Genomic DNA, 14,004 nt, shown 5'->3' with positions numbered 1-14,004 from the left:
GCGCCGCCGGGACCGGCCAGCGGACGCGGGGCGCCCGGGGCACGGGCGCCGGGGGCACCGGGGCGCGGCGCGCCGCCGGGACGGGGCGCCTGCGGGCGCGCCATGCCGGTGGAGCCGCCGGAGGTGAAGGGGTTGTTGCCCGGACGCGGGCCGGCCGGACGCGCACCGGGACGCGGCGCGCCGGCGCCACCGGGACGCGGGGCCTGGGCACCGGGAGCCTGGCCGCCCGGACGCGGGGCGCCGGGACGGGCACCGCCCTGGCCGGCGGCCGCGGGACGCTGCTGCGTCGGACGCGGGCCCGGGGTCGCGCCGGGACGCGCCGCCGGAGCCGCCGGAGCGGACGGGGGCGCGGTGAACTCGGTCGCCACGGGCGCCGCCGGAGCGGGCTTGGGGGCGGCCGGAGCCTTCGGGCCGGGACGCGGGCCGGGGGAGGCCGGGGTCACCGGGGCGGCCGCCGCGGGGGCCTCGGCTGCGGCCGGCTTGGGGGCCGGGGCGCCGGGCTTGGGGGCGGCGGGACGTGCAACGGGACCCGGGGTGGGCACCCCGGGCTTGGCGGGGGCGGCCTTGCGGGGCGCTCCCGGCTTCGCAGCGGACTTGCCGGCGCTGCCGCCGGGCCCCTGCAGTGCGTCAGTCAACTTGCGCACAACCGGCGCCTCGATCGTCGAGGACGCCGAACGGACGAACTCACCGAGTTCCTGGAGCTTGGCCATGACGACCTTGCTCTCCACACCGAACTCCTTGGCGAGTTCGTATACCCGGACCTTAGCCACTTCGCTCCTTTTAGGTCCGGGTTACGCCGGACCGTCGCTACTTCATGGGCGTACTCATCGCGTACTCATCGAGTGCTCATCGCAATCTCGACCTACTTCCAACTCGCGAGGTACCTGACCGCACGGGATTTCCGTGCCGTACTTCTTCTTACGGTGTCGCCTCGGCCCGGTCGGCCACGGCGCCTGCCAGTCCGGCCGTGTCGAGCGCTCCCGGGGACCGGAGGGCCCGGGGGAACGCTCTGCGGCGGACCGCCTTGTCGAGACAGACCGCGGCAGGGTGCACATAGGCACCCCGGCCGGGCAGCGTACCGCGTGGATCGGGGACGCACTCGTCCCCGATCGCCACGATCCGCAGCAGTTCGCTCTTGGCCGCTCGCTCCCGGCACCCCACACAGGTGCGTTCGGGGCATGCGCGGGCTTGCGTCCGGCCAGACACGCCTAAGTCTACCTCCCCGTACCGACCTCACCCCTTCGGGCGAAAAATCGAACGGACGTTGTCGCGATCTGCTGTCTTGAACTTGTCGCTTGAACTTGTCGTCAACCTGTCTACCGGCCGGACAGCGCCGGCCGGTAGCGGTTTTATTCCCCGCCCCGGGCCCGGTCGGCGTCCGGGGACGCCTCGGTGTCGGGGCGGATGTCGATGCGCCAGCCGGTCAGGCGGGCGGCGAGGCGGGCGTTCTGCCCCTCCTTGCCGATGGCCAGCGACAGCTGGTAGTCGGGTACGGTCACCCGCGCGGAGCGCGAGTCCCAGTCGACGACCTCGACCTTGCTCACCCGGGCGGGTGACAGCGCGTTCGCGACCATCTCCGCCGGGTCGTCCGACCAGTCGACGATGTCGATCTTCTCGCCGTGCAGCTCGGCCATCACGTTGCGCACGCGGGCGCCCATCGGGCCGATGCACGCGCCCTTGGGGTTGAGGCCGGAGCGGGTGGAACGCACGGCGATCTTGGTGCGGTGGCCGGCCTCGCGGGCGATCGCCGCGATCTCGACGCTGCCGTCCGCGATCTCCGGGACCTCCAGCGCGAAGAGCTTCTTCACCAGGTTGGGGTGGGTGCGCGACAGGGTCACGGACGGACCGCGCACGCCCTTCGCCACCCGGACGACGTACGCCTTCAGGCGCAGGCCGTGCGGGTACTCCTCACCGGGGACCTGCTCCTGCACCGGCAGGATGGCCTCCAGCTTGCCGATGTCGACCAGGACGTTCTTGGGGTCCTTGCCCTGCTGCACGACGCCCGTCATGACGTCGCCCTCGCGGCCGGCGAACTCGCCGAAGGTCAGGTCGTCCTCGGCGTCGCGCAGACGCTGGAGGATCACCTGCTTGGCGGTCGTCGCGGCGATCCGGCCGAAGTCCGACGGGGTGTCGTCGAACTCCTTTGCCTCCTGCCCCTCCTCGAGGTCCCGCGGGTCCTCCTTCGCCCACACCACGACGTGGCCGTTGGTGCGGTCCAGCTCCACGCGCGCCCGGCGGAAGCTGCCCTCGGTGCGGTGGTACGCGATGAGGAGGGCCGACTCGATCGCCTCGACGAGCAGGTCGAAGGAGATCTCCTTCTCCCGGACCAGACCCCGCAGGGCACTCATGTCGATGTCCACGGCTACGCCTCCTCTTCCTTCTTGTCCTTGCGGTTGAACTCGATCTCGACACGCGCCTTGGCGACGTCCGCGAACGCGATGCGGCGGGCGGTGGGCTTGCGGCCCTTCACACCGGGAACCTCGAGGTCCATGCCCTCGTCGTCGGCGTCGAGAATGCGCGCGATCAGTTCCCCGCCCTCGGCGAGCTGGAACTTCACGAGGCGGCCGATCGCGCGAACGTAGTGACGGTGCTCGGTCAGCGGGCGGTCGGCGCCCGGGGAGCTCACTTCGAGGACGTACTCGCCCTCGCCCATCGCGTCGGTCTCGTCGAGCCTGTCGGAGACCTCGCGGCTCAGCTCCGCACACGCGTCCAGTTCCACGCCCTCGTCGGAATCCACGATGATGCGCAGCATCCGGCGCTTGCCGGCCTTGGACAGCTCGATGTCCTCGAGATCCAGGCCCCTGGCGGCGACGAGCGGCTCCAGCAATCCGCGCAGCCTGTCGCTCTGGGTGGTGCTCATCCGGGTGACTCCTCGGCCGCGTGTGCTGTTGTGGTGTACGTCGCGTGTCAGCACAAAGGGTATCCGGTCGCGGAGGGTGTTGCCGTCCGCCCTGTGGACAAGCCCCCGGGTACCGTGATCACACCCTGCCCGCACCACCCCCGAGGACGTCGCCGTGCCCTGGACCCTGCCTTCGAGGCCTTCGCGAAGGAGCCTGCTCGCCGGTGCCGCCGGCGCGGCCGGTGCCGCGCTGCTCACCGGGTGCTCCGGCGGGCCGGGCACGGCGGACCCGGACCCCGCCGTTTCGCTCGAACGGCGGATGCGTGCGTCGTCCGTTCGGGACAGCGAGCGGCTGCTGGAACGTTACGACGCGACCGCCGCGGCCCATCCGGCACTGGCCGAGCGGCTCGCCCCGCTGCGCGCCGCGGTGGCCGCGCACACCTCGGCGCTCTCTTCCTCGGGGGCCTCGGACGGCTCCGCCGCGCCGTCCGCCCCGGCCGCCGCGCCCGCGCCGGGCGCCGGTCCCGCGGTCAGCGGCGAGCCGGTGCCGCCGAAGCCGGAGGAGGCCCTCGCCGCCCTCGCGGACGCCGAGCGGAGCCTCGCCGAGTCCCGGACCGTCGCCCTGGCCGGGGCGCCCGGGGAGCTGGCCCGGCTGCTGGCCTCGGTGGCGGCGTGCGGAGCCGTCCACGCCTACCTGCTGACCCCGACCCCCGGAGCCGCGTCGTGAAGCCCGAACCCTCCCCCGCCAACCGGGCCCTGGAGGCCGCGCAGGCCGCCCTCGCCGCCGAGCACGCGGCTGCGTACGGCTACGGAGTGATCGGCGCCCGCGCCTCGGCCGCCCGGGCGAACGAGGCGCGCGAGGCGTACGGCTGGCACCTGGCGCGGCGCGACGCCCTGGCCCGCTCCGTACGCGAGATGGGGGGCGCGCCCCGGTCCGCGGAGCCGGCGTACGCCCTGCCGTACGAGGTGCACGCCCCGGCCGACGCCGAGCGGCTGGCCGCCGAGATCGAGGACCGGGTGGCGGGCGCGTACTCCGATCTGGTGCGGGCCGCAGACGGCCGGCTGCGCCGGGAGGCGGCCGACGCGCTGAGCGCCGCGGCCGTCCGCGCGGCGCGCTGGCGCGGTGTCGGCGTAGCCTTCCCTGGGCTCACGGAGCGCGCAGCACCGGCCCGGACCAGCTGAAAGGGATCACGCACGCATGGTTTTCGAACCGCCGCAGCGGCTCGTACGGGCGCTCGGCGAGACGCCGGAATCGGCGCAGGACGCGGCCTGGCTGGGGCAGTTGCCCCGGATCCTCGAGGCGGCGCTGGCCCGGCGTGAGGTACGGGCCCTGCGGGTCCAGGCGCCGGGCGGCCGCAGCAGTCTGGTCGTCCTGGTCCAGTACGCCGACGGCACCCCGGCCGCACTGAAGCTCGCTCCCCCGCAGGCCCGGCCCGACCGGGAGCTGGCCGCGCTGGCCCACTGGGGCGGCTTCGGGGCCGTACGGGTGCTGGACACCCGCCACCATGCGCAGGACGGGGCGCTGCTGCTGGAGCGGCTGCACCCGGAGGTGTCGCTGCGGTCGCTGCCGGAGGCGAAGGCGCTGCTGGAGGCCTGCGGGACGCTGCGGCGGCTGTGGGTGCAGCCGCCGCAGGGGCACCCCTTCGAGTCGGTGGCCGAGCGGACCGCCCGGCAGGCCGAGGCGCTGCGCAAGGCGCCGCCGGAGGTGGAGGCGCTGGCCGGGGCCGCGCTCGCGGTCCGGGAGGAGCTGACGGCGCTGCCCGGCGAGGAGCTGCTGCTGCACGGGAACTTCCGGCAGGGCAAGGTGCTGGCGGGGGACCGGGCGCCGTGGCTGACGGTGGGCCCGGACCCGCTGGTCGGCGAGCGGGCGTACGACCTGGCCCGGCTGGTACGGGACCGGCTGGAGGACCAGATGGCCTCCTCGGCCGGGGCGGCGGGCGCGCGCCGGCGGGTGAACAAGCTGGCCGACAGCCTGGAGGTGGACCGGGAGCGGCTGCGCGGCTGGACCCTGTTCCGGGCGGTGGAGTCGGGCCACCGGGCCCTGGTGGCGGGGCGGCGCGCGGACGCGGAACTGCTGCTGGAGTTCGCGTCCTGGCTTTAGGGGCATAAGGGCATACGGGTACATGTAGGGCATACCGTGGAGTCCGAAAGCAGGCCCGGCCCGGCAGGAGGCCGTCATGTTCCAGGAAGTGCTGTCAGCGGTGATCGCGGCGGTCGTGGGACTCGCAGTGGTCACGGGGGCCGCGGCGCGGGTGGTGCGCCAGTACGAGCGGGGCGTCGTCTTCCGCTTCGGCCGGCTGCGGGAGGGCATCCGGACGCCCGGACTGACCATGATCGTCCCGGTGCTCGACCGGCTGCGCAAGGTCAACATGCAGATCGTGACGATGCCGGTGCCGGCCCAGGAGGGCATCACCCGGGACAACGTCACCGTGCGGGTGGACGCGGTCGTGTACTTCAAGGTCGTGGACCCGGCGAGCGCGATCATCGAGGTGGAGGACTACCGCTTCGCGGTCTCGCAGATGGCGCAGACCTCGCTCCGGTCGATCATCGGCAAGTCGGACCTCGACGATCTGCTGTCGAACCGGGAGATGCTCAACCAGGGGCTGGAGCTGATGATCGACAGCCCGGCGGTGGGGTGGGGCGTGCAGATCGACCGGGTCGAGATCAAGGACGTGTCGCTGCCGGAGACGATGAAGCGGTCGATGGCGCGGCAGGCGGAGGCGGACCGGGAGCGGCGGGCACGGGTGATCAATGCGGATGCGGAGCTGCAGGCGTCGAAGAAGCTGGCCGAGGCGGCCGCGGTGATGCAGGACCAGCCGGCGGCGCTCCAGCTCCGGCTTCTGCAGACGGTGGTCGCGGTGGCCGCGGAGAAGAACTCCACCCTGGTCCTCCCGTTCCCGGTGGAGCTCCTCCGCTTCCTGGAACGCGCCACCCCACCGGACCCCACGGCCCCGGACACCCCGGCCGCCGTGGCCCCGCCGCCGGTGCTCCCGGCCCCGGAGTCCGAGACCCCGACCACCGTGGACGGCTCCCCGAAGCCCTAGCCGCCACCGGGTGCACCACCCGCAACCCCCGCGCCTCAAACGCCGGCGGGGCTGGAATAGCCGGACCCTCGCTCCAGGCGCGGCGGAGCCAGCCGAACACCTGGGGCGCCGCCCCAGACCCCGCGCCTCAAACGCCGGCGAGGCTGGAATAGCCGGACCCCCGTCTCCGATGCGGCGAGGAGTAATTGGCACCTGTCAGGTGGCAGTGGGCCGTGCCGCTGCGCGGCAATTCCAGCCGCGCGGCGTTTGAGCGCACCGGACGCGGAGCCCACGAAACAGGGGGCCGCCTGAGCCAAGAACACACAGCGCCGGCCAATCCAGCCCGCGCGGCGTTTGAGCGCACCGGACGCGGAGCGCACGAAACCGGGGGCCGCCTGAGCCAAGAACACACGGCGCCGCCCAATCCAGCCCGCGCGGCGTTTGAGCGCACCGGACGCGGAGCGGCCGGAACGGGTGGGGGCGGAGCCCGCACCCGGCGGGGGCCGGGGCCGCAGGTCCCGGTTTCGGGAAGGGGCGGGGTGGGGAAACGGCTCCGCGCAGCGGACCCGACCCCCGGTCCACCCAGCCGACCCGGCCCCCGCGGACCCGGCCCCTGCAAGGCCGGCTTCGTGGGGGCGGCCCCGCAGGCCCGGCCTCATGCGGCCGCTCCCGGCGGGGGCGGGGCCAGGCTCGGCGGCCCCGGCCCGGGCCGGGGCACCGTCGGTGCGGTGGGGGGCGTACCCCTAGGGCCGGCCCCCGGCGGGGGTGGTGCGGAGGCGGATCAGGGCCTCCGCGAGGGGGAGTTCCTCGCGGGTGCCCGTGGCACGGTGCTGGAGCTCCACCACCCCGTCCGCGGCCCGCCGCCCGGCCACCAGGATCCAAGGCACGCCGATCAGCTCGGCATCGGTGAGCTTGACCCCGGGAGACAGGCCGGCCCGGTCGTCCAGCAGGACGCGCAGCCCCGACTCGGCCAGAGCAGAAGCCGCCGACTCCGCGAGACCCAACTGCACGGCCTTGCCGGCGGCCACGACGTGGACATCGGCCGGAGCCACCTCCGCCGGCCACGCCAACCCCCGCGCATCCGCGGTCTGTTCGGCCAGCGCCGCCACGGCCCGCGAGACCCCGATCCCGTACGAACCCATCGTCACCCGGACCGGCTTGCCCTCCCGCCCGAGCACGTCGAGCCCGAACGCGTCGGCGTACTTGCGGCCGAGCTGGAAGATGTGGCCGACCTCGATGGCCCGGTCGAGCCGGAGCCCGGCCCCGCAGCGCGGGCAGGGGTCACCGGGCTCGACCACGACCACGTCGAGGTACCGGTCCACCTCGAAGTCCCGCCCGCAGACCACGTTCTTCGCGTGCGTATCGGGCTTGTTGGCGCCGGTCACCCACGAAGTGCCGGGCGCGACACGGGGGTCGGCGAGGTACGGCACCTTCGCCAGACCCTGCGGTCCCACGTAGCCGCGCACCAGGTCGGGGCGGTCCACGAAGTCCTCCGCCGTCACCAACTCCACCACCGCCGGGGCGAGGTGCTCGGCGAGCTTGCCGAGGTCGACCTCCCGGTTCCCGGGCACGCCGACGGCGGTGATCTCGCCGTCCACCTTCACCAGGAGGTTCTTCAGCGTCGCGGAGGCGTCGACACCGAGGTGCGCGGCCAGCGTCTCGATCGTCGGGGTGTCGGGGGTGGGGAGCTCCTCCAGCGCGGGGTGGTCCCTCCCGGGCACCTCCGCCAGGGGGAAGGTCACCGCCTCGGTGTTGGCCGCGTACCCGCACGAGGGGCAGTCGGCGAAGGTGTCCTCGCCGGCGGCCGCGGGCGCCAGGAACTCCTCCGAGGCGGAGCCGCCCATCGCCCCGGACACGGCGGAGACGATCCGGTGGTCCAGCCCGAGGCGGGTGAAGATGCGCTGGTAGGCGGCGCGGTGCAGCGCGTAGGACTCGGCGAGCCCCTCGTCGCTGACGTCGAAGGAGTACGAGTCCTTCATCTGGAACTCGCGGCCGCGCAGCACCCCGGACCGGGGCCTGGCCTCGTCGCGGTACTTGGTCTGGATCTGGTAGAGCATGACCGGCAGGTCCTTGTAGGACGTGCACTGGTCCTTCACCAGGAGGGTGAAGATCTCCTCGTGGGTGGGGCCGAGGAGGTAGTCGGCGCCCTTGCGGTCCTTGAGCCGGAAGAGCAGGTCCCCGTACTCCGACCAGCGGCCGCTGGTCTCGTACGGCTCGCGCGGCAGCAGCGCGGGCAGCAGCACCTCCTGGGCGCCGATCGCGTCCATCTCCTCGCGGACGATGCGCGAGACGTTGTCCAGGACCCGCTTGCCGAGCGGCAGCCAGGTCCACACTCCGGCCGAGCTGCGGCGGACGTATCCGGCGCGGACGAGGAGGCGGTGGCTGAGGGTCTCGGCGTCGGCCGGGTCCTCGCGGAGGGTCCGGGCCATGAGGCGGGACATGCGCTGCACGTGTTGCGTTGACATGTCCGGAGGCTACCGGCCCGGGCCCGCGGCCCCGAAACGAATTCAGGGCCGCGGCAGCGGCAGCGGGGCGCCCATGACGGCGTACGGCAGGCTCGCGCTCGGGAAGTGCACCTGGCGGGCGAGGTCGGTGTAGCCGAGGGCGCGGTAGAGCCGGCGGGCCGGGCTCTCGGCGTCGATGGCGGAGAGGATCGACCGCTTCTCCTCGGCGCCGTCGGTGATCCGGGTGATGAGGGTACGGCCGACGCCGCGGCCCTGGAAGCCGGGGTGGACGTGCAGCTCGGTGATGACGAAGGAGTCGTCGAGCCAGGCGTCCTCCCCCTCGGCCCGCAGGTACGGCTCGACGACCGAGGACCACCAGTACGCGCGGTCGTTCGGCATCCCGTACACGAATCCGGCGAGCGCCCCGTCGTCGGTGAACGCGCCGAGCGCACGGGCCCCGCGGCAGGTCATGTGGCGCTGGACGATGTAGCGCCGGATGCCGACCTCCTCCTCGCTGAGCCCGAAGGCCACGGCCTGCACGCGCAGGGCCTCGTCGACGCGGGCGGCGAGGTCGAGGGGGCCGATGCTCAGTCCGGCGGGCCGGGCGGGGTCGTCGCCCGCGGGGGTAGACAGCATGCCGCGACCTTACTGGTCGGTCCGTGCCGCCGGTATGCCGCCGGGGTGGCCCGCGGCCGGCGGGCACGGGAACAGGACGCGGGGTTCCGGGACGGGCTGCCGGACAGGGGGCCGGAATCCGGAGCCGGGAACAGGGGGCTGGGGAGCTAGGACAGGGGGCTAGAACAGGACGCTCATGAACGCGCCGACCTCGCGGAAGCCCACGCGGCGGTAGGCGGCGCGCGCCGCGGTGTTGTAGTCGTTGACGTACAGGCTGACCACGGGAGCGACGTCGCGCAGCGCGAACTCGACGACGGCGGCCATCCCGGTCTCGGAGTGGCCGCGGCCGCGGAACTCGGGGGCCACCCAGACGCCCTGGATCTGGCAGGCGCGGGCGGTGGCGGCGCCGATCTCGGCCTTGAAGACGACCTTGCCGTCCTCGACGCGGGCGAAGGAGCGGCCGGATCCGACGAGCTCGGCGACGCGGGCCTGGTAGAGCAGGCCGCCGTCGCCGGCCAGCGGCGAGACGCCGACCTCCTCGGTGAACATGGCCACGCAGGCGGGCATGATCAGCTCCATCTCGTCCTTGCGGATCCGGCGCACCAGCGCGTCGGGCCGCACCTCGGCGGAGGCCTGCTCGGTGACCATGAGGGGCTGGTGGGGGCGGACCTCGCGGGCGGGGCCCCAGCTGGGCTCCAGGAGCCGCCACAGCAGCCGGGTGGGCTCGGCGGGGCCGACGATGGAGGAGCAGCGGCGGCCGGTGCGGCGGGCCCGGTCGGCGAAGGCGCGTACGGCGTCGGGGCCGGCGCAGACGGGGACGAGGTTGGCGCCGGCGTAGCACAGGGAGCGCAGCTCGCCGTCGGCGTAGTAGCCCCACATCTCGCCGCCGAGGCGCCACGGGTCGAGGCCGGCGACCTGGACCCGGGAGGTGACGAAGGCGTTCTCGACCGGCTCGCGTCCGAGGACGGCGAGGGCGGCGTCGAGATCGCCGGGGTCAAGGACCCGGGTGGTGGTCTGCGTCAACACGGGGGCCTCACATGCAGGGCTGCTGATCTGTCGAACTGTACCCGCAGGGCGGGGCGGCTGCCCGGTTGCCCGGGTCACGAAAAAGCCCCGGCCCCGGCCGCGAACTGCGGGAACGGGGCCGGGGCCGGCGCTGCGGGCTCCGCGGGCGGGCGCCCGGGGCGCCGGGGGGGCTCAGGCGCCGATGGCGACGGTCGGCTCGCCGGAGGCGACGCCGTCCTTCTCCATCTGCTCGGCGATCTTCAGGGCCTCCTCGATGAGGGTCTCCACGATCTTGGACTCGGGGACGGTCTTGATGACCTCGCCCTTGACGAAGATCTGGCCCTTGCCGTTGCCGGAGGCGACGCCGAGGTCGGCCTCGCGGGCCTCGCCGGGGCCGTTGACGACGCAGCCCATGACGGCGACGCGCAGCGGGACCTCCATGCCGGTCAGGCCCGCCGTGACCTCCTCGGCCAGCTTGTAGACGTCGACCTGGGCGCGGCCGCAGGACGGGCAGGAGACGATCTCCAGGCGGCGCGGCTTGAGGTTCAGCGACTCCAGGATCTGGCGGCCGACCTTGACCTCTTCGACCGGCGGGGCCGAGAGGGAGACGCGGATGGTGTCGCCGATGCCCTCGGAGAGCAGCGCACCGAAGGCGACGGCGGACTTGATGGTGCCCTGGAAGGCGGGGCCGGCCTCGGTGACGCCGAGGTGCAGCGGGTAGTCGCAGGCCGCGGCGAGCTGGCGGTAGGCGTTGACCATGACGACCGGGTCGTTGTGCTTGACCGAGATCTTGATGTCGCGGAAGCCGTGCTCCTCGAAGAGGGAGGCCTCCCACAGCGCGGACTCGACGAGCGCCTCGGGGGTGGCCTTGCCGTACTTCTGGAGCAGGCGGCGGTCGAGGGAGCCGGCGTTGACGCCGATGCGGATCGGGGTGCCCGCGTCGCCCGCCGCCTTGGCGATCTCCTTGACCTTGTCGTCGAACTGCTTGATGTTGCCGGGGTTGACGCGGACGGCGGCGCAGCCCGCGTCGATGGCGGCGAAGACGTACTTGGGCTGGAAGTGGATGTCCGCGATGACCGGGATCTGCGACTTCTTCGCGATGACGGCGAGGGCGTCGGCGTCGTCCTGGGTCGGGCAGGCCACGCGGACGATCTCGCAGCCGGAGGCGGTCAGCTCGGCGATCTGCTGGAGCGTGGCGCCGATGTCCGAGGTACGGGTGGTGGTCATCGACTGCACCGAGATGGGCGCGTCGCCACCGACGGCCACCGAGCCGACCTGGATCTTGCGGCTGACCCTGCGGTCGGCAAGCTTCGTCGGCACGGACGGCATTCCGAGAGAGATGGCAGTCATCTGCTGTGCAACCCCAAGGTGTGGATCAAGGTCCCGAGATCGGCGGGCTCCGGGCTTCGAGGTTACGCCAAGCACGGCGCGGGCCCCGCATCCGAGGGGTGCACGACACCCGAACGTAGGGAGCCGGGCACGATCCGTGCCCGGCTCCGGTCGTATGGCGCCCCTGCGCCCGTGTCAGGTGATCGTGATGGGGTTCACCACGTCGGCGACGAGCACGAGCAGCGTGAAGCAGACGAACACGCCGGCCACGACGTACGCGGCGGGCATCAGCTTGGCCACGTCGAACGGACCGGGGTCGGGGCGGCGGAAGATGCGCGCCGCGTTCCGCCGGACCGACTCCCACAGGGCGCCGGCGATGTGCCCGCCGTCCAGCGGCAGCAGCGGGAGCATGTTGAACAGGAACAGGGAGAGGTTGAAGTAGCCGATGACCTGGAGGGCGACCACCAGCCGGTCGGTGGCCGGGATGTCCAGGGCGGCGATCTCGCCGCTGATCCGGGCCGCGCCGACGATGCCCATCGGGGAGTCGGGTTCGCGCTCGGCCCCGTTGAAGGCCGCGTTCCACAGCGCCGGGATCTTGCCGGGGAGCTTGAGCAGCCCGTCGACGCTGCGGTCGATCTCCTCGCCCATGTGGGTGACGGACTGGCCGAACGTGAGGGCGGCGGTCTCGTTCTTCGGGCTGAAGCCGAGCCAGCCCGCGGTCACGTACTTGCCCTTGACGTACCCGCCGTGGCCGTCGGTCTTGGCGACCCGGTTCTCGACGAGGGTGACCGCCACGGTCTGCTTCTGCCCGTCGCGCTCGATCGTCACGGTGGCCGGGCCGATGGTGTCGCGGATGCGCTTCTGCAGGTCGGACCAGTCGGTGACGGCGCGGCCGTCGAGGGCGACGATCCGGTCCCCCGCACGCAGCCCGGCGGCCTTGGCCGGGGCGACGGGGTCGCCGTCCTTGCAGACCTCGCGCTTCTCGCTCTGCTGGATGACGCAGGGCGTGACGCCGGCGATCTCGGTGGTCGTCCGGTTCACCCCGAAGGTCATCCAGACGCCGAAGAAGACCGCCAGCGCCAGCACCAGGTTCATGAACGGGCCGGCGAACATCACGATCACGCGCTTCCACGGCTTGCGCGTGTAGAACAGCCGGGTCTCGTCGCCGGGCCGGAGCTCCTCGTACGCCGCCGAGCGGGCGTCCTCGATCATCGACCGGAACGGCGAGGTCGACCGGGCGGTGACCTTGCCGTCCTCGCCGGGCGGGAACATCCCGATCATGCGGATGTAGCCGCCCATCGGGATGGCCTTGATGCCGTACTCGGTCTCGCCCTTGTGCCGCGACCAGATCGTCGGGCCGAAGCCGACCATGTACTGGGGCACGCGGATGCCGAAGAGCTTGGCCGTGGAGAGATGGCCGAGCTCGTGCCAGGCGATGGAGACGAGCAGCCCGAATACGAAGATGAGTATGCCGAGCACCGTCATGAGTGCTGTCATGCGCGCGCCTCCACGGCGGCCTCGGCCGCCATCTCCCGTGCCCGGGCCCTGGCCCAGGTCTCCGCCTCGAGGACGTCGGCGACCGTCAGGGTAGTTCCCGCGTCCGGCGTCCCGTGTTCATCGACCACGGCAGAGACCGTATCCATGATTGCTGTGAACGGCAGCCGACCGGCCAGGAAGGCGTCCACGCACTCCTCGTTCGCCGCATTGAAGACGGCCGGGGCGGTGGAGCCGAGGGTGCCCACGTGCCGGGCGAGCCCGACGGAGGGGAAGGCCTCGGTGTCGAGCGGGAAGAACTCCCAGGTGGAGGCCTTGGTCCAGTCGAAGGCGGGGGCCGCGTCCGGGACGCGCTGCGGCCAGCCGAGGCCGATGGCGATGGGGCCGCGCATGTCCGGCGGGGTGGCCTGGGCGAGGGTGGAGCCGTCGGAGAACTCCACCATCGAGTGCACGTAGGACTGCGGGTGGACGACGACCTCGATGCGGTCGAAGGGGATGTCGTACAGCAGGTGCGCCTCGATGACCTCCAGCCCCTTGTTGACCAGGGTCGCCGAGTTGACGGTGATGACCGGGCCCATGGCCCAGGTGGGGTGCGCGAGGGCGTCCTCGACGGTGACGTGTGCCAGCTCCGCGCGGGTACGGCCGCGGAAGGGCCCGCCGGAGGCGGTGACCACCAGCTTGCGCACGTCGGCCCGGGTCCCGGCGGCCAGGGCCTGGAAGAGGGCGGCGTGCTCGGAGTCGACCGGGATGATCTGCCCGGGCTGCGCGAGGGCCTTGACCAGCGGGCCGCCCACGATCAGCGACTCCTTGTTGGCCAGGGCCAGGGTCCGGCCCGCCCGCAGCGCGGCGAGGGTGGGCGCGAGGCCGATGGAGCCGGTGATGCCGTTGAGCACGGTGTGGCACTCGGAGGCGGCGAGCTCGGCCGCCGCGTCGGGACCGGCCAGGATCTCGGGCAGCGGCTCGGACGCCCCGTAGCGGGCGCTCAGCGCCTCCTTCAGGGCCGGTACGGCGTCCTCGCGGGCCACGGCCACGGTGTTGACCCGCAGCAGCCGGGCCTGCTCGGCCAGCAGCTCCACGCGGCCGCCGGCGGCGGACAGCGCGGTGACGCGGAACCGGTCCGGGTTGCGCAGGGCCAGGTCGATGGCCTGGGTCCCGATGGACCCGGTGGAGCCGAGGATGACGATGTCCCGGCGGCCGGCCGCGGCGTCGAAGAGGAGGTGCGGATCGGCGAGGGGGGCTGGACTGTCGCTCATGC

General features: G+C 73.3%; 14 protein-coding genes. 4 read left to right on the top strand and 10 right to left on the bottom strand.

Going from position 1 to position 14,004, the window contains the following annotated elements; translation table 11 throughout:
* The 4 genes from AB0F11_RS21110 to rimP form a co-directional block, all read right to left on the bottom strand.
* Positions 1-770 (bottom strand): translation initiation factor IF-2 N-terminal domain-containing protein (locus AB0F11_RS21110; RefSeq protein ID WP_362175816.1); only part of this gene is annotated, 770 nt, incomplete at its 3' end.
* 148 nt (positions 771-918) lie between these two features.
* Positions 919-1,206: a YlxR family protein gene (locus AB0F11_RS21105; RefSeq protein WP_362175813.1), complete on the bottom strand. Its 288-nt coding sequence runs from the start codon at positions 1,204-1,206 to the stop codon at positions 919-921.
* Between the two features lie 143 nt (positions 1,207-1,349).
* Positions 1,350-2,360, bottom strand: a complete 1,011-nt coding sequence (gene nusA, locus AB0F11_RS21100; protein WP_362175810.1) for a transcription termination factor NusA — start codon at positions 2,358-2,360, stop codon at positions 1,350-1,352.
* Between the two features lie 2 nt (positions 2,361-2,362).
* Positions 2,363-2,860: a ribosome maturation factor RimP gene (gene rimP / locus AB0F11_RS21095; RefSeq protein WP_362175807.1), complete on the bottom strand. Its 498-nt coding sequence runs from the start codon at positions 2,858-2,860 to the stop codon at positions 2,363-2,365.
* 154 nt (positions 2,861-3,014) lie between these two features.
* On the opposite strand from rimP, the gene AB0F11_RS21090 reads away from it, so the two are divergent.
* The 4 genes from AB0F11_RS21090 (at position 3,015) to AB0F11_RS21075 (ending at position 5,883) form a co-directional block, all read left to right on the top strand.
* Positions 3,015-3,566 carry a hypothetical protein gene (locus AB0F11_RS21090; RefSeq protein WP_362175805.1) on the top strand — a complete coding sequence of 184 codons (552 nt, stop codon included), beginning with the start codon at positions 3,015-3,017 and terminating at the stop codon, positions 3,564-3,566.
* Entirely contained in the window at positions 3,563-4,021 is a 459-nt protein-coding gene (locus tag AB0F11_RS21085) for a ferritin-like domain-containing protein (protein ID WP_362175802.1), read from the top strand. The genes AB0F11_RS21090 and AB0F11_RS21085 overlap by 4 nt, the downstream gene beginning before the upstream one ends.
* 16 nt (positions 4,022-4,037) lie before the next feature.
* The gene (locus AB0F11_RS21080) at positions 4,038-4,940 is read left to right on the top strand and encodes an aminoglycoside phosphotransferase family protein (protein WP_362175799.1); all 903 of its coding nucleotides are present in this window, start codon (positions 4,038-4,040) and stop codon (positions 4,938-4,940) included.
* A gap of 76 nt (positions 4,941-5,016) precedes the next feature.
* Positions 5,017-5,883 (top strand): slipin family protein, encoded by an 867-nt coding sequence (locus tag AB0F11_RS21075; RefSeq protein WP_362175796.1) that lies wholly within the window; start codon positions 5,017-5,019, stop codon positions 5,881-5,883.
* A 722-nt stretch (positions 5,884-6,605) separates the two neighbouring features.
* Here AB0F11_RS21075 and AB0F11_RS21070 read toward each other — a convergent pair.
* The 6 genes from AB0F11_RS21070 to dxr all read right to left on the bottom strand — a co-directional run bounded on the left by AB0F11_RS21070 (position 6,606) and on the right by dxr (position 14,002).
* Positions 6,606-8,327, bottom strand: a complete 1,722-nt coding sequence (locus AB0F11_RS21070; RefSeq protein WP_362175794.1) for a proline--tRNA ligase — start codon at positions 8,325-8,327, stop codon at positions 6,606-6,608.
* 42 nt (positions 8,328-8,369) lie between these two features.
* Positions 8,370-8,942, bottom strand: a complete 573-nt coding sequence (locus tag AB0F11_RS21065; RefSeq protein ID WP_362175791.1) for a GNAT family N-acetyltransferase — start codon at positions 8,940-8,942, stop codon at positions 8,370-8,372.
* Between the two features lie 159 nt (positions 8,943-9,101).
* Positions 9,102-9,944, bottom strand: coding sequence for a GNAT family N-acetyltransferase (locus tag AB0F11_RS21060; protein WP_362175825.1), 843 nt, complete (start codon positions 9,942-9,944; stop codon positions 9,102-9,104).
* Between the two features lie 174 nt (positions 9,945-10,118).
* Entirely contained in the window at positions 10,119-11,276 is a 1,158-nt protein-coding gene (gene ispG, locus AB0F11_RS21055; RefSeq protein WP_361905511.1) for a flavodoxin-dependent (E)-4-hydroxy-3-methylbut-2-enyl-diphosphate synthase, read from the bottom strand.
* Positions 11,277-11,450: 174 nt separating this feature from the next.
* Positions 11,451-12,752, bottom strand: coding sequence for a site-2 protease family protein (locus AB0F11_RS21050; protein ID WP_362175788.1), 1,302 nt, complete (start codon positions 12,750-12,752; stop codon positions 11,451-11,453).
* Entirely contained in the window at positions 12,749-14,002 is a 1,254-nt protein-coding gene (gene dxr, locus AB0F11_RS21045; RefSeq protein WP_362175785.1) for a 1-deoxy-D-xylulose-5-phosphate reductoisomerase, read from the bottom strand. The genes AB0F11_RS21050 and dxr overlap by 4 nt, the downstream gene beginning before the upstream one ends.
* Positions 14,003-14,004 lie beyond the last annotated feature (2 nt).

The organism is Streptomyces sp. NPDC032472 (genome assembly GCF_040636955.1).
GTDB lineage: Bacteria > Actinomycetota > Actinomycetes > Streptomycetales > Streptomycetaceae > Streptomyces.
The sequence above is the reverse complement of the archived record's forward strand: the minus strand, read 5'-3'. Positions and strand labels throughout refer to the sequence as shown.